The 20,802-nt window shown below is 68.9% G+C and carries 17 protein-coding genes; 4 read left to right on the forward strand and 13 right to left on the reverse strand.

All coding sequences use genetic code 11. The features are described from left to right. Window positions 1-2: 2 nt before the first annotated feature. The 3 genes from A3OK_RS0107460 to A3OK_RS0107470 all read right to left on the reverse strand — a co-directional run bounded on the left by A3OK_RS0107460 (window position 3) and on the right by A3OK_RS0107470 (window position 2,374). Window positions 3-581: an SCO family protein gene (locus A3OK_RS0107460; protein ID WP_019904319.1), complete on the reverse strand. Its 579-nt coding sequence runs from the start codon at window positions 579-581 to the stop codon at window positions 3-5. Window positions 582-710: 129 nt separating this feature from the next. Beyond that, window positions 711-1,820 carry a D-alanyl-D-alanine-carboxypeptidase/endopeptidase AmpH gene (ampH, locus tag A3OK_RS0107465; RefSeq protein WP_019904320.1) on the reverse strand — a complete coding sequence of 370 codons (1,110 nt, stop codon included), beginning with the start codon at window positions 1,818-1,820 and terminating at the stop codon, window positions 711-713. Between the two features lie 230 nt (window positions 1,821-2,050). Beyond that, window positions 2,051-2,374, reverse strand: coding sequence for a metalloregulator ArsR/SmtB family transcription factor (locus tag A3OK_RS0107470; protein WP_019904321.1), 324 nt, complete (start codon window positions 2,372-2,374; stop codon window positions 2,051-2,053). 103 nt (window positions 2,375-2,477) lie between these two features. Here A3OK_RS0107470 and A3OK_RS0107475 point away from each other — a divergent pair, with 103 nt between their 5' ends. Together A3OK_RS0107475 and A3OK_RS0107480 are read left to right on the forward strand one after the other, a co-directional pair. Then, window positions 2,478-3,395 (forward strand): acyl-CoA desaturase, encoded by a 918-nt coding sequence (locus tag A3OK_RS0107475; protein ID WP_019904322.1) that lies wholly within the window; start codon window positions 2,478-2,480, stop codon window positions 3,393-3,395. Then, entirely contained in the window at window positions 3,392-3,892 is a 501-nt protein-coding gene (locus A3OK_RS0107480) for a hypothetical protein (protein ID WP_019904323.1), read from the forward strand. The genes A3OK_RS0107475 and A3OK_RS0107480 overlap by 4 nt, the downstream gene beginning before the upstream one ends. Before the next feature lie 24 nt (window positions 3,893-3,916). Here the strand turns inward: A3OK_RS0107480 and cysG are convergent, their stop codons facing one another. The 10 genes from cysG to A3OK_RS0107530 all read right to left on the reverse strand — a co-directional run bounded on the left by cysG (window position 3,917) and on the right by A3OK_RS0107530 (window position 17,834). Next, the gene (gene cysG, locus A3OK_RS0107485; protein ID WP_026597031.1) at window positions 3,917-5,410 is read right to left on the reverse strand and encodes a siroheme synthase CysG; all 1,494 of its coding nucleotides are present in this window, start codon (window positions 5,408-5,410) and stop codon (window positions 3,917-3,919) included. Window positions 5,411-5,425: 15 nt separating this feature from the next. Then, entirely contained in the window at window positions 5,426-8,107 is a 2,682-nt protein-coding gene (locus tag A3OK_RS0107490) for a nitrate reductase (RefSeq protein ID WP_019904325.1), read from the reverse strand. A gap of 79 nt (window positions 8,108-8,186) precedes the next feature. Then, window positions 8,187-9,791: a sulfite reductase subunit alpha gene (locus A3OK_RS0107495; protein ID WP_019904326.1), complete on the reverse strand. Its 1,605-nt coding sequence runs from the start codon at window positions 9,789-9,791 to the stop codon at window positions 8,187-8,189. Then, entirely contained in the window at window positions 9,788-11,575 is a 1,788-nt protein-coding gene (locus A3OK_RS0107500) for a NirA family protein (protein ID WP_026597032.1), read from the reverse strand. Before A3OK_RS0107500 ends, A3OK_RS0107495 begins: the two co-directional genes overlap by 4 nt. An 11-nt stretch (window positions 11,576-11,586) precedes the next feature. Then, entirely contained in the window at window positions 11,587-12,810 is a 1,224-nt protein-coding gene (locus A3OK_RS22490) for an FAD-dependent oxidoreductase (protein ID WP_019904328.1), read from the reverse strand. A gap of 16 nt (window positions 12,811-12,826) precedes the next feature. After that, window positions 12,827-13,621, reverse strand: a complete 795-nt coding sequence (locus A3OK_RS0107510; RefSeq protein WP_019904329.1) for an ABC transporter ATP-binding protein — start codon at window positions 13,619-13,621, stop codon at window positions 12,827-12,829. A gap of 93 nt (window positions 13,622-13,714) precedes the next feature. Beyond that, window positions 13,715-14,593 carry a nitrate ABC transporter permease gene (gene ntrB, locus A3OK_RS0107515; protein WP_019904330.1) on the reverse strand — a complete coding sequence of 293 codons (879 nt, stop codon included), beginning with the start codon at window positions 14,591-14,593 and terminating at the stop codon, window positions 13,715-13,717. Further along, the gene (locus A3OK_RS0107520) at window positions 14,593-15,882 is read right to left on the reverse strand and encodes a CmpA/NrtA family ABC transporter substrate-binding protein (RefSeq protein WP_019904331.1); all 1,290 of its coding nucleotides are present in this window, start codon (window positions 15,880-15,882) and stop codon (window positions 14,593-14,595) included. Before A3OK_RS0107520 ends, ntrB begins: the two co-directional genes overlap by 1 nt. A gap of 342 nt (window positions 15,883-16,224) precedes the next feature. After that, on the reverse strand, window positions 16,225-17,250 hold the full coding sequence (locus A3OK_RS0107525) for a CmpA/NrtA family ABC transporter substrate-binding protein (protein WP_019904332.1): 1,026 nt from the start codon (window positions 17,248-17,250) through the stop codon (window positions 16,225-16,227). Continuing rightward, window positions 17,247-17,834: an ANTAR domain-containing protein gene (locus A3OK_RS0107530; RefSeq protein WP_019904333.1), complete on the reverse strand. Its 588-nt coding sequence runs from the start codon at window positions 17,832-17,834 to the stop codon at window positions 17,247-17,249. The genes A3OK_RS0107525 and A3OK_RS0107530 overlap by 4 nt, the downstream gene beginning before the upstream one ends. Before the next feature lie 296 nt (window positions 17,835-18,130). Here A3OK_RS0107530 and A3OK_RS0107535 point away from each other — a divergent pair, with 296 nt between their 5' ends. Then, window positions 18,131-18,766 (forward strand): hypothetical protein, encoded by a 636-nt coding sequence (locus A3OK_RS0107535; protein WP_155911975.1) that lies wholly within the window; start codon window positions 18,131-18,133, stop codon window positions 18,764-18,766. A 157-nt stretch (window positions 18,767-18,923) separates the two neighbouring features. Continuing rightward, window positions 18,924-20,795: a glycoside hydrolase family 15 protein gene (locus A3OK_RS0107540; RefSeq protein ID WP_051092988.1), complete on the forward strand. Its 1,872-nt coding sequence runs from the start codon at window positions 18,924-18,926 to the stop codon at window positions 20,793-20,795. The last annotated feature ends 7 nt before the right edge of the window (window positions 20,796-20,802 follow it).

Here is a 20,802-nt window from a genome sequence, read left to right on the forward strand (position 1 = left end):
CGTCACATCACCTTGGCGAGGTCCGCCGCTGTCTGGTCGGCCGGCTTGGTCAGGTTGAGGGCGCTGACGAAGCGGTTCTTCGCATCCATGATGTAGACCAGCGCCGTGTGCTCCATCGTGTAGTCGCCCTCCTTGGTCGGTACCTTGCGGATATAGGCGCGGTAGGCCTTCACGACGGCGGCCACCTCGTCCGACGAACCGGTGAGGCCGATGATGCGCGGGTCGAAGCTGGCGAGATAGGTCTTCAGCGCGTCCGGCGTGTCGCGCTCAGGGTCGACGGCGATGAACAGCGCCTTGGTGTCCCGGCCCTTGGGGCCCAGCGCCTGGAGCACGTCGCCGATCTGCTGCAGCGTCGTCGGGCAGATATCGGGGCAATGGGTGAAGCCGAAGAAGACGAGATGCGTCGCCCCGGCGAAGTCCCGCTCGGTGACGCGCCGGCCGTCCTGGTTGGTCAGGGTGAACGGCCCGCCGACGTTGCTGGTCGTCACCTGCCCGGCATTGGGCACGAGCATCACGGTGGCCGCGACGCCGAGCGCCACGAGCCCGAGGGCGAAGAAGATGAGAGGAAGGGCACGACGCATGGCAAGCCTTCAGGCCGGTTCCGGATAAGGCCGCTGGAAGACCATAGGCGGACAAGGGAGGCAACCGGCAATGCGTCGCTCGTCCCGTGCCGAACCGGGTGGGACGCTCCGCGCGCCGCGCCGTTGGCCTCAGCGCGTGGCGAGGCCGGCGATCAGCTTGTGCGTCACGCCGGTCAAGGTGGCGAACATCGCGAAATCGATGCGGTTCACCACGACGAACACGCCGACGTCGCGGCCGGGCGCGAAGGCCACGTAGCTCATGAAACCGGCGCCTCCCCCGCTCTTCACCAGGAGCGCCGGTTCGCTGTCCTTGGCCGCCACGGACACCCAGCCGAGCGCGAGGCCCGCCATCGGCGAGGCTTCATCGAAGCCGATCGCCGCTGGCATCGATTGGCGCTGGCGATAGACCGCGTGGCTCAGGGCGAGCACGCCGCTCGCGGCGGACAGGTTGTGGCGCAGCCAGCGCGCCATGTCGTTGCCCGTGCTGTAGAGGCCGCCGCTTCCACCGGTCGCCTGGGTGTCGACGCAGGTCGCGGGGCCGCCGAGGCCGGAGCCGATCATCAATCGCGCGCATTGGTCCGGCGTCGGCGAGAGACCCGTATCGGTCATGCCGAGCGGCATCGTGACGTGGCTGTTCAGCAAATGGGCGTAGGGCGCGCCACCCGCCGTCCCGACCGCATCGGCCAGAAGGTCGAACCCGACATTGGAATAGGAGGTGACGGTGCCGGGGGCCCAAGGCAGCGTGTATCCGCGCAGCCACGCCCAGCGGTCGTCATGGGTCGGCCATGCACGGGGATTCGCGCCCTCCGGCGCCTGTCCGATCTCGCGCGGAAGCGCGCCCGAATAGGTCGCGAGATCGAGGAGCGTGATCGGCCGCTGCGCGAAGGCCGGGACCTGCATCCCGGGGGCGAACCGCTGCAGCGAATCGGTGAGGGCGAGCTTTCGCTCCGCGACGAGGGAGGCCAGGACTTCCGTGGTGAAGACCTTCGTGATGGAATTGAGCCGCACCAGGCTCGCTCCGTCCGGCCTGATCCCATTGCCCTTCTCGGTTTCGCCGTAGCCGCGAATGAAGGTGCCGTCGCCACGGACGACCACCAGCACCATGCCGGGCGCGCCGGATTCGAGGAACATGACCTCTCCGGTCAGGTCCGTCGCCGCCGCGATCACCGGATCGTCGGCGCTCCATGCCGCTGTCGCGGTCGCGAGTGACAGGACGAGTGCGAGGACGACGAATCGCATGATGGCGGCACGGCTCCGATCCAAGCCGGAAGTCTACACGCCAAGCTGGAAGTCCACACGCCAAGTCGCAAGTCTAAACGCCAAGCCGGAGGTCTAAACGCCAAGTCGAACGTCTAAACGCCTTGGATGGCGGGCGAGCCCGTCGGTTCCGCAGGCGCGGGTCTGGAATTCACCGGCGAATGCTCGTCGCGCCGGGACGCGTCGTCCCGGGAGACGGCTGCCGGATCGGGCTAGCCGTCCTTGCCCGCCTTGCGGTCGGCAGCCAGGGAAGCGCTCTCGTGCCTGAGGGGACGGCCCACCGGACAGACCTCCTGCACGAAGCCGGCGAGGGTGTTGGCGAGGTTACCCTCGACCTGCCGGTAGAACACGAACTGGCCCCGCTTCTCGCTCGCAACCAGACCGGCATTTTCCAGAACCGAGAGATGCTGTGAAATCGAGGGCTTCGACATGTCGAAGCGTGAGGCGATCTCGCCCGCGCTCAATTCCGTATGCGCGAGATAGGCGAGGATCTTCCGGCGAACGGGGGACGTCAGGGCCTCGAAGACGCGCTGCATGGGGTCGGACCTCGATGTGTCCCGGTATTTAGGTGATGAGCTAACGATTGACAAATCGCATGCTGGCGTAATTAGGTAATTGCCTAATCAACAGGAGGACGACATGGCGCTTCTCTCCACGCCCCGCATCATCGCAGGGCCGGATACATCCGCGACGGAGGGGCGGGTGCGCTGGGCGCCCGCCCGATCGCTCTGGGCCGGAGGCATGACCCTCGCCGCCATCGGTCTGGCCCCGGCCTACGTTACGCCGGGGGCCGTGATGCTCTTCCTCGTGACGAGCGCGGTCACGCTCTGTCTCGGCCATTCCATCGGCTTGCACCGCCTTCTCATTCACCGCAGCCTGTCCGCACCGCTCTGGGTGGAGCATGGGCTGATCTATCTCGGCACGCTGGTGGGCATGGCCGGGCCAATGGGCATGGTCCGGCTTCACGACACCCGCGATCGGGCACAGCGACAGGCCGTGTGCCACGACCTCCACGCGCACCGCGCGCCCTTCATGGTCGACGCATGGTGGCAGATGCATTGCCGTCTCGACCTCGCGCACCCTCCTCGCTTCGTGCCGGAAGAGCGGCTCGTCCGGGACGGATTCCTGCGCTGGGTCGAGGCGACATGGATGGCGCAGCAGATCCCGTGGGCGATCCTGTTCTATGCCCTCGGCGGAATGCCGTGGCTGGTCTGGGGCATTCCCGTCCGTATCGCCGTGAGCCTCACCGGGCACTGGCTCGTCGGGCACCTGACCCATCGACGCGGCCCGCAGGGCTGGGCGGTGGACGGGGTCGCGGTGCAGGGACACGATCTTCCCGCCGCGTCGCTCATCACCTTCGGCGAGGCCTGGCACGGTAACCACCATGCCTGGCCGGAATCCGCCCGGCTCGGGATCGAGCCGGGCCAGCACGATCCGGGCTGGTGGGCGTTGCTGGCGATGCGACGCCTCGGGCTGGTCTCGGAGTTGAAGCAGCCGGGCGATCTGATGCCGCGCCTGGGCCTTCGCCGGATCACGCCAGCGGAGGGTCGGCCATGATCGGCAACTCCGCGTCCTGGCCCATTTCCGCGCGCATCTTCGTCTGCGGGTTCATCGGCGTGGTCGCTGCGGTGTTCCTCGTCCTCGGCCACTGGGTCGTTGCCGGTCGCGCAAAGTCGACCGGATCGCTGGCGCTCGACGCGCTGCAGGTTTTCGCCGCGACGGTCATTTTCGTTCCGCTCGGCTTCCTCGTCGCCGGCCCGTTCATCCTCATCGCGATCGGCTGCGGCGTGGTGTGCAAGCGCTCGATCGAACGACACCTCATGCCATGGAGCCTCGCGGCGCCCGTCATCGTCGGTTCGTTGGTCTGCGTGATGAAGCTCGGGACGTGGTGGAGGGATGACTTCGCCCTCCATCATCTCCTCGCCCTCTTAGCGGCGGCGATGCGGGCATCCGACACCCTGCTCATGGTCTTCGGAGCATCCGTGGCGAGCGTCGCCTTCTACGTGCTGTCGGTGAAGCGGAGGGAGCGACCAGGGATCGGCACGCCGGCGTGATCCTTTCGAGCGGCCCCCACGGCTTCAGATCGCCAGCTTGTCGGGCTCCCGCGCCGCGACAGCCGCTTCGGCGCCCACGCGCTGCAAAGCCTCGCCGACCATCAACAATGCCGGCCCCTCATGGCCCGAGGCCTCGACCCGGTCGGCGAGATCGGCGGCAGTGCCCGCAACCACCGCCTGGTTGCGGCGGGTGGCGTTGAAGACGAGGAGCGCGGTGGTGGCGGGTGCCAGACCTTCGGCGATGGCGCGCTCCAACAGCACCCGAAGCGTCTTCTTCGGCATGTAGACCACGGTGGTGACGCTGGGATCGGCGAGCGCGCCCCAGTTCAGATCCTCCGGCAGGGAGCCGCGGCGGTCGTGGCCGGTGACGAATTGCAGGCGCCGCGCCGCATCGCGATTGGTCAGCGAGACGCAGAGCGAGGCGGCCGCCCCCTGTGCCGCCGAGATGCCGGGAACGACGCTAACCGGCACGCCGGCCTGAGTGCAGGCGTCGATCTCCTCGCCGGCCCGGCCGAAGACGAGCGGGTCGCCGGATTTCAGCCGCACCACCTGCTTGCCGGATTTGGCGAGCTGGACCATCAGCGCGTTGATGTCGTCCTGGCGGCAGGACGGGCCGTGCCCGGTCTTGCCCACCAGCATGGTGCGCGCCTCGCGGCGGGCATAGTCCAGGATCTCCGGCGCCACGAGATCGTCGTAGAGGATCACGTCTGCGTTGCGCAGCGCCCGCAGAGCCTTGAGGGTGAGGAGTTCGGCATCGCCCGGCCCGGCGCCGACCAGCGTGACGGCTCCGCCCTTCGGCGCGCCTTCGGTATGATCGAGAAGCTCGGCGAGATCCGTCTCGGTCGGTGCCCTATCGGGCTCGGCGAAGGCGCGGTCCGTGAAGCGCTCCCAGAAGGCGCGGCGGTCGGAGAAGGCATGGAAGCGGGAGGTGACCTCCTCGCGCCAGTCGCGGGCGGCGCCGATCCAGGCCTTGAACCCGCGCGGCAGCATGCCCTCGATCCGGGCGCGCACGGTCTGGCCGAAGACCGGGGCGGCGCCCTCCGTCGAGATGCCCACCACCATGGGCGAGCGGTTGACGATGGCGCCGAACTTGACGTCGCAGAGATGCGGCCTGTCGACCGCGTTGACGATGGCGCCGGTCGCCCGCGCCGCCGCGACGAAGGCGATGCAATCGGCCTCGTCCTCCATGGCGCCGATGCAGAAGGCCGAGCCCTGAAGGTCGGAGGGCTGCCACTGGCGTTCGTGCAGGGTGACGCTGCCGGCGACGATCTCGCCCGGCACCGCGCGCAATTCGTCGCTGGGCTCGGGGGCGTAGACGTCGACATCGGCCCCGGCGGCGGCGAGCAGCTTCACCTTCCAGGGCGCACCGCCATTGGAGCCGGCCAGCACCGCGCGCTTGCCCTGAAGCGGAACGAAGACCGGCAGGACCGCCAAAGGCTCGAGGCCGGCATGTCCGGCGCCCTCACGGGCGGCGATTCCGGCGGGCCGGGTTTCCCGGGGTTGGCGGGGCGTACTCATGGCGTGAAAATGATCTTATGCGGCGTCGCGCGCAAGCGCCTGGGGCAGCAGCTTGCGGATCTCAGGGATGCACGAGCCGCAATTCGTCCCGGCCTTGCAGGCGGCACCCACCGCCTCGACGCTGTGGGCACCGGCGGCGATGGTGGCGGTGATGATGTCGAGACCGACGCCGTGGCAGGCGCAGACCGTCGGCCCGGCGGACGCCGTCTCGGCCCGGCCGGAGAGCAGGGCGCGCCGTGCCGCGGGCTCCAGCTCGGGCGCGGCGAAATACGCCTTCTCGGTCTCCCAGCCCGGCTTCGCATCGCCGGGGGCGAGCGCCAGGCAGGCGACGAGGCGGCCCCCGTCATAGGCGGCGAAGCGGTAGCGGCCACGGGCGTGGTCGGCATAGTCGGCGATCTCGAGGCCCTGGAACATCCCGCGCAGCATCAGCGCGACCTCGCGCGAGCTTTCCTGCGTGGCGAAGTGCAGGCCGGAGCCGCCCTGGATCGTGGCGCGCGCCCACCACCAGCCGGCGGGGAGCGATCTCTGGTCGCGGGTGAGGAGGAAGCCGCGGCTGCGATAGGCCGCCGGCGCGATGGCGGCGGGCGTCGCTTTCAGCTCGGGCTGGCCGGAGACCGGGTCGGGAATGCCGCGCGGAAGGGCGCCGACCCGGCCCGCCGAGGCCGTGGCCGCGCTCCAGTGGAAGGCGGCGAAGAGGTCGCCGCGGCGCATCCCCTCCCCCACCATCACCTCCAGCACCGCCGCGCCGTGGGCGGTGGAGACCGTGGCGAGACCGCCATGGACCACCCCCATCGCCGCCGCGTCGTCGGGGTGGATCTCGACGAAGGGCACGTCGCGATGGGCGGACAGGCGCTGGCTCTTTCCGGTGCGCGTCATCGTATGCCAGTGGTCGCGCACCCGGCCGGTATTGAGCACGAAGGGGAAGCCCTCGCTCACCGGCTGCGCCAGGGCGGGGGGCTGCACCGCAACGAAGCGGGCGCGCTTGTCGAAGGTGAAGAACTGCCCGTCGGCGAACAGCCGCTGCCTGCCCTCCTTGGCTCCGCGCTTCGTCAGCGGCCATTGCAGCGGCCTGGCGTCGGCATAGGCGGCATCCGAGATGTCGCTCACGGCGCCGATGTCGAAATCGCGGGTGCCGTTATTCTCGAAGGCCGAGAGCGCGGCATGCTCGCGGAAGATCGCGGCGGCGTTCGGATATGCGAAGGCGTCGCCATGGCCGAGGCGCTTGGCGACGTCGCTGACGATCGCCCAGTCGGCCCGCGCCTCGCCGGGCGGTTTCAGGAAGCGGCGCTGGCGCGAGATGCGCCGCTCGGAATTGGTGACGGTGCCGTCCTTCTCGCCCCAGGCCTGGGCCGGCAGCAGAACGGTCCTCCGGCCGGTGGCGCGGGCCGTGTCGCTGTCGGCCACCGACTCGGAGACGACGTAGAGGTCGAGCCCCTTGATCGCCTCGCGGATCGCATCGGCGCGGGGCATCGACACGACGGGATTGGTGCCCATCACCCAGAGGGCCTTGATCTTGCCGCGCTCCACCGCCTCGAACAGGGCGACGGCCTTCATGCCCTCGCCGGTGATGATGCGCGGCGCGCTCCAGAAGCGGCGGACCTTGTCCACCTCCTCGGGCGCGAAATGCATGTGGGCGGCGAGCATGTTGGCCAGGCCCCCGACCTCGCGGCCGCCCATGGCGTTGGGCTGGCCGGTGAGGGAGAACGGCCCCGCGCCGGGCTGGCCGATACGGCCGGTGGCGAGGTGGCAATTGATGATCGCATTGCCCTTGTCGGTGCCCTGAGCCGATTGGTTGACGCCCTGCGAGAAGGCGGTGACCACGCGCTTGGTGCGGGTGAACAGGGCGAAGAACTGCCCGACCTCCGCCTCCGAGAGACCGGTCGCGACGGCCGTCGCGGCGATGTCGGGGGCGATCGAGCGGGCGCGCTCCAGGGCACCGTCGAAGCCGGTCGTGTGGTCGAGGACGAAGCGGTAATCGAGGGCGCCCGCGCTCGCCAGATGCACGAGCAGGCCGGAGAACAGGGCGGTGTCGGTGCCCGGCTTCAGCCCGAGGAAGAGGTCGGCCTCCTCCCCCGTCTGGGTCTTGCGCGGATCGATCACCACCAGTTTGGTGCCGCGCTTGGCGCGGGCATCGACCATGCGGCGGAACAGGATCGGGTGGCACCAGGCGGTGTTCGAGCCCACCAGCACGATCAGGTCGGCCTCGTCGAGATCCTCGTAGCAGCCCGGCACCGTGTCGGAGCCGAAGGCGCGGCGGTGTGCCGCCACCGCGCTCGACATGCACAGGCGCGAGTTGGTGTCCACGTGCGGCGTGCCGAGGAACCCCTTCGCGAGCTTGTTGGCGACGTAGTAATCCTCGGTGAGGAGCTGCCCCGACAGATAGAATGCGATCGCATCCGGGCCATGCTGCTCGGCGACCTTGCGCAGGCCGCCGGCCACCGTGCCGAGGGCCGATTCCCAGCTCGCCCGCACGCCGTCGACGGAGGGGTGCAGCAGGCGGTTGTCGAGGGACAGGGTCTCGCCGAGCGCCGAACCCTTCGAGCACAGGCGGCCGAAATTGGCCGGATGCGCGCTATCGCCGGCAATGCCTGCCCCACCCGCCCCATCGGGGGTCGCGATCACGCCGCAACCGACGCCGCAATAGGGGCAGGTGGTCTTCACCGCATGCGGGGCGGCGTCGGACACGTGCACGTTCATGGCGTGATCCTCAGCGGATGTCGTCTCATCGGGGCTTGCTGCGAAAGGGCTTGCAGCAAAAGTCGGGCCTGAGCGCGCCTCAATACACGTCGGCCTGATACCGCCCGGCCTTCTTCAGCGCTCCGAAATAGGCCACCGCCTCGTCCGGGTTCTTGCCGCCGTGGCTCGCGGCGACGTCGATGATGGCGCGCTCGACGTCCTTGGCCATGCGCTTGGCATCGCCGCAGACGTAGAAATGGGCGCCGCCCTCGAGCCACTTCCACAGCTCCGCCCCGCTCTCGCGCATGCGGTCCTGGACGTAGGTCTTCTCGGTGCCGTCGCGTGACCAGGCGAGGGACAGGCGGGTCAGCACCTTGCCGTCCTTCAGCGCATTCAGCTCGTCCTTGTAGAAGAAGTCGCTGGCCTGGCGCTGATGGCCGTAGAACAGCCAGTTCCGTCCCGGAGCCTGCGTCGCGGCCCGCTCGCGCAGGAAGGCGCGGAACGGCGCGATGCCGGTGCCGGGGCCGCACATGATGACGTCCTTCGACAGGTCGTCCGGAAGGGCGAACCCGTGCGCCTTCTGCAGGTAGACCTTGACCGTGGTCTTCTCGGAAATGCGCTCGCCGAGATGGGTCGAGGCGACGCCCAGACGCAGGCGCGAGCGGTGGTTGTAGCGCACCGCGTCGACGGTGAGCGAGACCCGGCCCGGATCGGCCTTGGGCGAGGACGAGATCGAGTAGAGCCGCGGCTGCAGCTCGTCGAGGGATTCGAGGAACACCTCCGCATCGGGGCGTGCGCCGGGAAACTTGTGCAGGGCGCCGAGCACGTCGAGATAGGCGGAATCGCCGTCCGGGTCCTCACCGGCCGAGAGCGCCTGCGCCTTCTTGCGCGCGTCGCCCGAGGTGAGGAGCGAGAGGAGTTGGTAGAGCCCGTCCGGCGCGCCGCCGAGGGCGTAGTCCTTGAGCAGACGATTGCGCAGGGTCTGGCCGCCGATGATGCGCTCCGGGCGGGCGCCGAGTTCGGCGATCACCGCATCCACCAGGGCCGGCGGATTCGAGGGGAACAGGCCGAGGGAATCGCCCACCACGTACTCGATCGGCGTCCCCGTGAGATCGATCTCGATATGCCAGGTCTCCTTCTCGCCGCCCGGCTCGTTGAGGCGGGTGCGGGACAGGAACACGGCCTCCACCGGGTTCTCGCGGCAATAGCCGAGCGGTCCGAGCGGCGCCTCGGCCTTGGCCCCGTCCTCCCCCGCATCGGCTTTCTTCGTGGCGCCGCCGCCGCTTGCGCCGAATTCCTCATCCAGCTTCTTGAGCATGCGGAGGGTGTCCTTGCCCCCCGGCTGGCACAGGTTCAGGCGCTCTTCCTTCTTTAGGAACAGGGCGTTGGCGTAATCCGCGCAATTGTAGCCGCACTGGCCGCAATCCTGCTGGGCCATGGCGGCCATGAGCTTCTGCGGCTCGGGCCGGTCCTTGGCCATCTCCATGCGGTCGGGCAGCGGCATCGACGGGTCGTGCCACGGCGCGTCGTCGTTGTCGGCAAGCTTCGGACCACCGCCGGAATCGCCGGGGGCGAGCGCCGTCGCGCCCTCCACGGCAGGCCCGAGCAGGGCGGCGAAATAGCCGGACAGCCAGGAGCGCTGGTCGGTGTTGAAGGGGGCGTTCTCGGGGATGAGAACGAGCGGGGGGCTGACGTGCTCGCTCATGCGGCTGCTCTTAGGATCGGTTGTTCTTCGGCGAAGCTGCGCAGGGATTCGGGGCCGGTGCGCGCGGTGAAGGCCTGGAAGCTCTCGGCCTGGCTCTCGCGTCGGGCGAGGTAGCTGCGCAGCAGCGCCTCGATCCGGGGCGGGCAATCCTCGGCCTTCACCGCCTTCCAGATCTCGGTGCCGATCTTCGGCGAATCGCCGAAGCCGCCGCCGACGACGATGTCGTAGCCCTCGACGGTGTCGCCCTCCTCCGAGACCACGACCTTGGCGCCGATGAGGCCGATATCGCCGATGTAATGCTGGGCGCAGCTATGGTGGCACCCGGTGACGTGGACGTTCACCGGAACGTCGAGCTCCGTGAGGTTGGCCTCGATGTAGTCGGCGATGATGAGGGCGTGCCCCTTCGTGTCCGAGGCGGCGAACTTGCAGCCCTTGTTGCCGGTGCAGGCGACGAGACCGGCGCGGATGCTGGAGGCCTGGGTGGTGAGACCGAGGGCGGCAACGCGCGCCTCGACCTCCATTACCTTGGCGTCCGGCACGCCGGAGAACAGGAAGTTCTGCCACACGGTCATGCGGATGGCGCCGTCGCCGCATTCGGCCGCGATCCGGGCGAGTTCGCGCATCTGGTCGGAGGTCATCTTGCCCACCGGCAGGATCACGCCGATCCAGTTGAGTCCGGGCTGGACCTGTCTGTGGACGCCGACATGGGAATAGCGGTCCATCGCCCCGCGCGGGGCGATATGGGCCGGGTCGACCCGGGCGAGGGTGTAGCCGAGCTCCTCCTCGACGGCGGCGAGGTACTTGTCGAAGCCCCAGGCGTCGAGGACGTACTTCATCCGGCTCTTGTTGCGGTTGGTCCGGTCGCCGTTCTTGATGAAGACCCGCAGGATCGCGTCGGCGACCTTGTTGCACTCCTCCGGCTTCAGGACGACGCCGGTATCGCGGGCGAGGTCGCGGTGGCCGGAGATGCCGCCGAGAACGAGGCGCATCCAGATGCCGGGCTCCACGGCGGCGCCTTCGAGGACGCGGATGGCCTGGAAGCCGATATCGTTGGTCTCTTCCAGCACCGGCATCACGCCGCCGCCGTCGAAGGCGACGTTGAACTTGCGCGGCAGGCCGTAGAGCGAACGGTCGTTGATGATCCAGTTGTGCCAGGACTTGGCCAGCGGCCGGGTGTCGAGGAGTTCCTGAGCGTCGATGCCGGCGACCGGCGAGCCGGTGACGTTGCGGATGTTGTCGGCGCCCGAGCCGCGTGCGGTCAGCCCGAGGTCGATCAGCCCGTCGAGGAATGGCTGGCCGTGCTCCACCGTGATCTCGCGGACCTGGAGGTTGGCGCGGGTGGTGACGTGGCTGTAGCCGCCGCCATGGGCATCGGCGAGGTCGGCGATCCCGGCGAACTGCCAGTGCTGCAGGATGCCGTTGGGGATGCGCAGGCGGCACATGAAGTCGCCGCTGGCCGGCGAGAGCCAGAACAGGCCGTGATAGCGCCAGCGGAAATTGTCCTCCGGCTTCGGGGTCTTGCCGGTGGCGGCCTCCGCGATCAGGCGGTTATGGCCCTCGAACGGGTTCTCCGCCCGCTTCCACTTCTCCTGGTCGCAGAGCTTGCCGCCGGCCTTCACCGTGGCATCCTGGGCCTTGATGTGGATCGCGTCCGGCCCCGTGGGTTCGGAGGGCGCGGCGGCCCCCTGCCCGAGGGCGAGCCCGCCGGTCAGGCGGGCGGCGGCGATCCCCGAGGCGAAGCCTTCGAGATAGCGCTTCTGTTCGGCGTTGAAGTCGTCAGCCATGGAAGCCTCCATCATGCTGCCAGGGAGTGGGAATCGGGCGCGGCGGCGCGCCCGAACATCAGGTCGTCGCGGTGGTCGGCGATCGGTTCGCCGGTGCGGATCAGCGTCTTGCACCAGCCCTGTTCGGAAATGTCGCCGACGAAGACCGCCCCGAGGAGCCGGCCGTCGCCGATGATCAGCTTGCGGTAGAGGCCGAGGCCGGGATCCGACATCACCACCGTCTCCGCGTTCTCCGGCGCCTCGATGGCGCCGGCCGAGAAGACCGGCAGGCCCGACACCTTGAGGCTGGTGGCCAGCGAGGTGCCGAGATAGGCGGCCTCCTCGCCGACGAGGTGGCGGCTCAGCACCTCGGCCTGGTCGTAGGCGGGCTCGACGAGGCCGTAGACCATGCCGCGATGCTCGGCGCATTCGCCGAGCGCGAAGATGCGCGGATCGGAACTTGTCATCCGGTCGTCGACCTTGATGCCGCGCCCGACCTCGATCCCGGCGCCTTGCGCGAGAACGGCGTTGGGCCGCACGCCCACCGACATCACCACGAGGTCGGCCGGCAGCACGGTGCCGTCGGACAGGACGAGGCGCTCGACCCGGCCGTCGCCCTCCACATGGGCGGTATCGGCCTTGAGCAGGATGCGGATTCCGCGCGATTCCAGGGCGCGCTTCACGAGGCCGGCGGCGTGATGATCGAGCTGGCGCTCCATCAGCCGGTCCATGACGTGCAGCAGGGTGGTGTCGACCCCGAGCCGCGCGAGGCCGACGGCGGCCTCCAGCCCGAGCAGGCCGCCGCCGATGACGATGGCCTTGGCGCCGGTGACCGCCGCCTTCCGGATGGCCGCCACGTCGGCGAGATCGCGGAACGTGATGATGCCGGGCAGGTCCATGCCGGGCTTCGGCAGGCGGATCGGCAGGGAGCCCACCGCGAGCACCAGCTTGTCGAACGGCAGGACATGGGTCTCGCCGACGATGACGAGGGCGTTCTCCCGGTCGACCTGTGTCACCGGAGCGCCGGTGATGAGGCGGATGCCGTGCTCCTCATACCAGTCGAGCCCGCGAAACGCGCAGGCCGCCTCGTCGACCTCGCCGCCGAGAAGCGACGAGAGCAGGACGCGGTTATAGGCCGCCTGCGGCTCGGCGCCGACGACGGTGACGTCATAGCGGCCGGGCGCGCGCTCGGTCAGCCGCTCCAGGAAGCGCAACGACGCCATGCCGTTGCCGATGACGACCAGACGCTCCTTCATGACGCGCGTCCGATCCTCACGCCGCCATGGCGGGTTTGGCGTGGCGGGCATAGAGGAATTCCAGCACCGCTGCGCGGGCATGGGTGTAGGTCGCGTCCTCCACCAGATCGAGGCGGCGGCGGGGACGTTCGAGCTCGACCTTCAGGATCTCGCCCACCGTGGCCGAGGGGCCGTTGGTCATCATCACGATGCGGTCCGAGAGCAGCACCGCCTCGTCGACGTCGTGGGTGATCATGATCACGGCGTTCTTCAGCCGCGCATGGATGTCCATGAGCGAATCCTGGAGATGGGCGCGGGTGAGGGCGTCGAGGGCGCCGAACGGCTCGTCGAGAAGGAGCACCTTCGGCTCCATGGCGAGCGCGCGGGCGATGCCGACACGCTGCTTCATGCCGCCCGAGATCTCGTTCGGGCGCCGGTCGGCGGCATGGGTCATGTTCACGAGGGCGAGGTTGTGGTCGATCCACTCGGACCGTTCGGCCCTCGACTTCTTGCCCTTGAGCACCTTCTCCACGGCCAGCGCCACGTTCTCGCGCACGGTGAGCCAGGGCAGCAGGGAATGGTTCTGGAACACCACGGCGCGGTCCGGGCCGGGGCTGTTCACCTCTTTCTCCTCGAGGAGGACGCCGCCGGTGGAGGCCTTGAGCAGGCCGGCGACGATGTTGAGCACCGTCGACTTGCCGCAGCCGGAATGGCCGATCAGCGAGACGAACTCGCCCTTGTCGATCTTCACGCTCACGTCGCGCAGCACCTCGTTGGTGCGCCCGGCGCGGGTGAAGCTGATGCCGACATTCTCGATGCTGAGATAGCTCATGGGTCTCGTGTCCCTTGGGGCTCGGGTCTCTGTGCGAGAGGCGGTCGAGGGCGCGGCGCGGGGGCAAGGACCCGGCGCGCCGCGCGGGGTCGTTCAGGCGGTGGCGCCGCGGGTCACGAGGGTGCCGATGAAGGCCACGAACCGGTCGAGGAAGAACCCGATCACCCCGACATAGACGAGGGCGACGATGATCTCGGAGATGTGCGACGAGTTCCAGGCATCCCAGATGAAGAAGCCGATGCCGACGCCGCCGATGAGCATCTCGGCCGCCACGATGGCGAGCCAGGACAGGCCGACGCCGATGCGAAGCCCCGTGAAGATGTAGGGCGCCGCCGAGGGCAGCATGATCTTCACGAAGAACTCGAGCGGGTTGAGCCGCAGCACCGCCGCCACGTTGCGGTAGTCCTGCGGGATGTTGCGGATGCCCACCGCCGTGTTGATGATGATCGGCCAGATCGAGGTGATGAAGATCACGAAGATGGCCGAGGGCTGGCCGTCGCGGAACGCCGCGAGGGAGAGCGGCAGCCAGGCCAGCGGCGGGATCGTGCGCAGCACCTGGAAGATCGGATCGAGGCCGCGCATGGCCCAGTCCGACTGGCCGATCAGGGTGCCGACCATGATGCCGACGACGGTGGCGAGGGCGAAGCCGAAGGCGACGCGCTGGATGCTCGCCGAGATGTGCCAGAACAGGCCCTTGTCGGTGCCGCCATTGTCGTAGAACGGGTGGGCGATGATGTCCCACGCCTCGTTGACGACGCGCGAGGGCGGCGGCAAGCCGGAGGTCGGCCGCGAGCACAGCAGCTCCCAGATCACCAGGAAGGCGACCAGCACCACGATCGGCGGGATCAGGTTCGCGGCGATCTGGCGGAACGTCGCCAGGGTCACGAGCGGCTTGCGCGGCGCCTTCACCGCTGCCGGCTTGGTCGCCGCTTTGGCCGATACCGGGACGGCGATGGTCGAGGTGTTGGCCATCACGCGATCCTCTTGATGCCGAGGCTGGACAGGTAGGCGGCGGGATCGGCCGGATCGAAGACCTTGCCGTCGAAGAAGGTCTCTTTTCCGCGCGAGGTGGAGCTCGGGATCGCGGTGACGCCGAGCGCCTTGGCCGCGTCACGCCACAGATCCTCGCGGTTCACCTTGGCGATCAGCGCCTTGGTGTCCGTCTGCGCGTCGAACTTGCCCCAGCGGATATCCTCGGTGAGGAACCAGAGGTCGTGGCTCTGGTAGGGATACGACGCGTTGTCGTTCCAGAACTTCATGATGTGCGGGCTGTTCTCGACCACGCGGCCGTCGCCGTAATCGATGGTGCCCTTGATGCGCCCGGCGACGTCGCCCACGGGGACGTTCATCCATTGGCGCTTGGCGGCGATGGCCGCGACCTCGTCCTTGTTCCCGGGCTGGTCGCACCACGCTTGCGCTTCCAGCACCGCCATCAGCAGGGCTTTCGTCGCGTTCGGGTACTTCTCGGTGAAGGAAGCCCGCATGGCGAAGGCCTTCTCGGGATGGTCCTTCCAGAGCTCGCCCGTGGTGAGCGCGGTGTAGCCGAGGCCCTGCTGCACGAGCTGCGCGTTCCACGGCTCGCCGACGCAGAAGCAGTCCATCGTGCCGACCTTCATGTTCGCCACCATCTGCGGCGGCGGCACGACGATGGTCTCGATGTCCTTGTCGGGATCGATGCCGCCGGCCGCCAGCCAGTAGCGGATCCAGAGGTCGTGGGTGCCGCCGGGGAAGGTCATGGCCGCCTTCACCGACTTGCCGGCGGCCTTCTTCTTCTCGATCGCGGTTTTGAACACCTTGGAATCGAGGCCGACCTTGGCGTCGAGATATTCCTTGGCCACCGAGACGCACTGGCCGTTGGTGTTGAGCCGGGCCAGGATGTGCATCGGCACGGGCACGTTGTTCTGGGTCACGCGGCCGGCGCTGATCAGGTAGGGCATCGGCGTCAGGATGTGGGCGCCGTCGATGCCGTTCCCCTCGGAACCGAGCACGAGGTTGTCGCGGGTGGTGCCCCAGGAGGCCTGCTTCAGCACCTCGACATCGGGCATGCCGTGCTTGGCGAAGAACCCCTTCTCCTTGGCGACGAAGAGCGGGCTCGCATCGGTGAGGGCGATGAAACCGAGCTTCGCGCCCTTCACCTCGGGACCGGCACCTTGCGCGAAGGCGCCGCCGGGCAGTGCGGTGCGCGCCAGAGCGGCCAGCGACAAGGTCGCTGCTGCGCCCTTCAGGAGAGTGCGCCGGTTGTTCCGAAACCCATCAGTCATGGAGAACTCGATCCCTCGAAGCGTGATCAGCCGACCCGAAACACGAAAAAACCGCCGCCCAAGCGCAACCGAAGGCAGCCGCGAATGCGCGCCAACGGGTACTCGGGTCAGCGGCTCTGCCGACATTGGTGCCCGTCGCCGTTGACGAGCGAAGGGTGTTCAGCAGGTTCCGTGCCAAACGCCGTCCAGCCTGTAACGGCTCTGGGATCGGGAGGTGGTGGGCGCGGGGCGGGCGGGCACGGGTTCGGCCCGCGCCGAAGCGTGCGCTGCACAATCGAGAGGCTTAACCTGCCGTCAAAAGCGGCGCCTTGGCTCGATCAGTCCTTCAGCGTGGCCGATCCTCTAGCGTGGTCGATCTTGCAGCGCCGCATCGAACAGGTCCGGGCGGTAGACCGCGCGGGCCGCGGCGCGGATGTCGTCCGTGGCTGTGAGCTGCCCGGCCCGCAACGCCTGGTCGATGCACCAATCCGCATGGGCGGGATCGGGCCGGTGCGCCGGCTCGCCGAACCGGACGAAACGCGAGTCCCGCCGCCGGCTGCCGTCGGGATCGACGATCACGTCTCCCCGAAGCGCCCGCTCCAGGAGCGGCGCGGGCACCCCGAGATAGGCCTCGCGCGCGAGGAGGGCCGCGAGTTCGGCGCCGTTGCCGGGATCGGCGCACCAGCGCCCGGCCCGGTCGAGGGCGCGCACCAGGGGAGCGCAACGCTCCGCCTCCGATTCAGGCAGAGCCAGAACCTTTTCCGGGCAATCCGGCATGAGCTCGCTGCCGAGAACCGCGATGCGGCCATAGCCCTCGGCGACGGCGACGCTGTTCCACGGGCTGCCGACGCAGAACCCGTCGATCAGCTCGCGCCGCAGGGCCTCGGCGATCTGCGGCGGCGGGATCACCACCAGACGCGTCGTCGCATCGAGGTCGAGGCCGCCGCGCTCGGCGAAGATCCTGAGCTGGTAGGTGTGGCTCGAGAACGGATGAACCGTGCCGAGCGTCAGCGGACGTCCTTCGCCGGCTCTCCGCTCGGCGATGCGGGCGAAGGCGGCGGCCACCGCGTCGACCTCGTCGCCGTCGAGTTCCATCGCCTCCCACAGGGGGCGGGAGAGGGTGACGGCGTTGCCGTTGAGGTTCAGCGCCATCGGTACGCGCAGCCGCGTCTGCGGTCCGCTGAGCCCGAGCGTGCTGGCGATGGCGAGCGGCGCCAGGATATGCGCGCCGTCGAGATGGCCCAGGGCCAGCTTGTCGCGCAGGGTCGCCCAGGACGGCTCGCGCACGAGGTCGAGGGTCAGGCCTTCGGCCTTGGCGAAGCCGAGTTCCGCCGCCGCGATCAGGCCGGCGGCGTCGACGAGGGGGACGTATCCGAGAGCGAGCCTCATCCGAACAGGTCCGCCGTGGTGACGATCGCGCGCGCGATGTCGGCGATCTTGCGCTTCTCGTTCATGGCCTTGCGCCGCATCAGCTTGTAGGCGTCCTCCTCGCTCATGGAGCGGGCGGCCATGAGGATGCCCTTGGCGCGCTCCACGATCTTGCGGTCGGCGAGTTCGCCGCGGGCCTCGACGAGTTCCCGCTGCAGCCGGGCGAAAGCCTGGAAGCGCAGGATCGCGATGTCGAGGATCGAGCGGATGCGTTGGGGATGGAGACCGTCCACCACATAGGCCGAGATTCCGGCATCCACCGCCGCCTGCATCATCGGCACGTCCGAGCGGTCGACGAACATCGCCACCGGCCGCTCGACATGGCGGGACAGGCCCGACATCTGTTCGAGGATGTCCCGGCTGGGGCTCTCCAGATGGATCACCACCACGTCCGGGTTGAGGGCGGCGACCTGGGCGGGCAGGTCGGCTGTGTCGGGGATGATCACGACATGCGCGATCCCGGCCGCGCGCAATCCCTCTTCGAGGATCGCGGCGCGGGCCCGGCTCGGGTCGATCACGGCAACGGTGAAGGAAGGTTCTGTCATCGGAGCCCAACGGGCGGCGGTTCGGCCGGCGCATGCCGGCATCAAGGGCAAGAGGCGTACCTCATACGAGGCTTGTCGACGGGGACCTACCCAAAACCGACGGTGTGGAGAAGGCGCGGGGTCGAAGACGGGAGCCGGTTGACGCCTGATACGATCGAGAAAGGAAATGGCCCAGCTTCCGCCGCAAACCGGGCCGCTTATGGATGCTTCGGGGCGACAGGCGAGGTGTTGGGATGGTGGAGTGCCGCATATCGCAGCCCGTTGAGGACGTCCTCGCATCCGAGGCCAATGCCGGAATGGCGCTTCCGCTGCTGCCGACGCTCGCCTTCGCGGTGATCGTCTCCGCCGCCTCGTTCCTCTGCCAGTCACCGTCCGCTCCGGCTCCCGAGGCCGTCGTCGAAACGCGCGTGGTCCAGATGGAGAGCCGGCCGGCCCAGGCCGATGCGCGGGCCGATGCGACGGATGCGAGCGTGGCCTTCGTGCCTGCCGCCCTCGCCTTCCGCGATCAGTTTCCGCTCCGCGAGCACCTCGTCATGAGCGCCGAGGCCGCGCCGCGCCGCACGGCACCGCGCGTCGCCGCCAAGCCGACCCTGCGGCGCCCGGATGCCGCGCGCTCCGAGGTGGCGAGAATCGAGTCAGGCAAGAGCGATGCGGGCAAGAGCGAGTCAGGCAAGATCGATCCGGTGAAGGCGGACGCCGCCCGTGCTCCGTCGGCGGTCGCCGCGAAAGCGTCTTCCGAGCCGTTCACGGCGCAGGCCGAGGCGGCGGAGGATCTCCTGCCCGATCTCGCCCTCCCCTTCGCGCCGGCCATCTCCGCCCTCAGCCGCGCCGGCAGCTTCGTCGGCGCCCAGAGCGCGGTCGCGGGAGCGAAGGCCCTCGCCCTCGGCAATGTCGTGACCGGACTCGTCGACCGCCTGCCGCTCCAGCGCTGATCCCGGTCGACACGCCCCTCGCGATTTCGGCTCCGTCCAGGGTGCCTTTCCGAGCGTTGCCGCTGGATTCTCCCGTCCTCGGGGACTAGGTGAGCCTTCGTCGGCGATACGGTCGCGACGAGAGCAGTGCCGCGGTGTCCCCGTGGCGGGGATGTGCATGGCGGGACGGATCGAGGATTACGCGCTGGTCGGCGATGGCCGTACCGCTGCGCTCATCGGGCGGGACGGCAGCATCGACTGGATGTGCTGGCCCCGCTTCGATTCCGCCGCCTGCTTCGCCGCTCTCCTCGGCACCGAGGAACACGGGTTCTGGAAACTGTCCCCGGCGGAGAGCGATGCCACGGTCTCGCGCCGCTACCGCGACGGCAGCCTCGTCCTCGAGACGCGCTACGTCACCTCCGGCGGCGAGGTGAAGGTGATCGACTACATGCCGGCCAATGACGGTTCGCACATGGTGCGGATCGTCGAGGGCGTCTCCGGCTCGGTCGACATGCGCATGGTGCTGGCCGTGCGCTTCGATTACGGGCTCGCGGTGCCCTGGGTCTCGCACAACGAACTCGGCGACCTGCGCGCGATCTCCGGTCCTCACAAGGTGGTGCTGCGCACCCGTGCCCCCCTCGACGGGATCGGCCAGACCACGGTCTCCGAATTCGCCGTGGCGGAGGGCGAGAGCATGGCCTTCAGCCTCAGCTACGGCCCCTCCCACGAGGACGACCCGCCGCCGATCCAGCCGCGCAAGGTGTTGTTCGAGACCGACCGCTACTGGCGCGACTGGTCGAGCCGCTGCGCCTCCGGCACGCCCTGGGACGCCATTCTCAAGCGCTCGCTCCTGACGCTGAAGGCACTGATCTACGCGCCCACCGGCGGGATCGTCGCCGCGCCCACGACCTCGCTGCCCGAACAACTCGGCGGGGTGCGCAACTGGGATTACCGCTTCTGCTGGCTGCGCGATTCCACCTTCACGCTCATCGCGCTGATGGATGGCGGTTTCCTCGACGAGGCGCGGGCCTGGCGCGACTGGCTGGTGCGGGCGGTGGCCGGCAATCCGGAACAGGCCCACATCCTCTACGGCATCGCCGGGGAGAGGCTGCTGCCCGAGATCGAGCTCGACTGGCTTCCTGGCTACGAGAATTCGAAGCCGGTGCGCATCGGCAACGCGGCGGTCGACCAGTTCCAGCTCGACGTCTACGGCGAGATCTTCGACGCCCTCTATCAGGCTCGCCAGCGCGGGCTTCTCGGCGATGCCGATGGCTGGCGCGTCGGCCTCGCTTTGCTGGAGCATCTCGAGAAGGTCTGGAGCGAGCCCGACGAGGGCATCTGGGAGGTGCGCGGCGGGCGTCGCCACTTCGTCCATTCGAAGGTCATGGCCTGGGTCGCCTTCGACCGGGCGATCCGCTCCTTCGAGATGGGCGACGGCCCGCCCGCGCCGGTGGATCGCTGGCGCGCGATCCGCGACCACATCCACGAGGAGGTCTGCGAGAAGGGCTTCAACACCGAGCTGAACAGCTTCGTCCAGTATTACGGCGCGAAGACCCTCGATGCGAGCCTGCTCCTCATCGCGCATATGGGCTTCCTGCCCCAGGACGACCCGCGCGTCGTCGGCACGGTGGAGGCCATCGGCAAACACCTGATGCGCGACGGCTTCGTGCTGCGCTACGACACCGAGGATCACAATACCGATGGGCTGCCCGGCGGCGAAGGGGCTTTCCTGCCCTGTAGCTTCTGGTACGCCGACAACCTGATCGGTCTCGGCCGGTGCCGCGAGGCGCGGGAGCTGATCGAGCGCCTGATCGGCGTTTGCAACGATCTCGGGCTCGTGGCCGAGGAATACGACGTGGAAGCCAAACGCCTGGTCGGCAATTTCCCTCAGGCGTTCAGCCACGTCACGCTGGTGAACACGATACTGAACTACAGCCGCGCCAACGGGCCGGCGCGGGAGCGCAGCGGGAAATCCGCTCTCGCCCGGGCCACCTCCCCCAACCAGGGGGACGGCGCAGACCTACAGGACGCCGCGGCGCAGCACAGCTGAGCGCCGC

Origin of the sequence: Methylobacterium sp. 77 (assembly GCF_000372825.1) — a bacterium.
GTDB lineage: Bacteria > Pseudomonadota > Alphaproteobacteria > Rhizobiales > Beijerinckiaceae > Methylobacterium.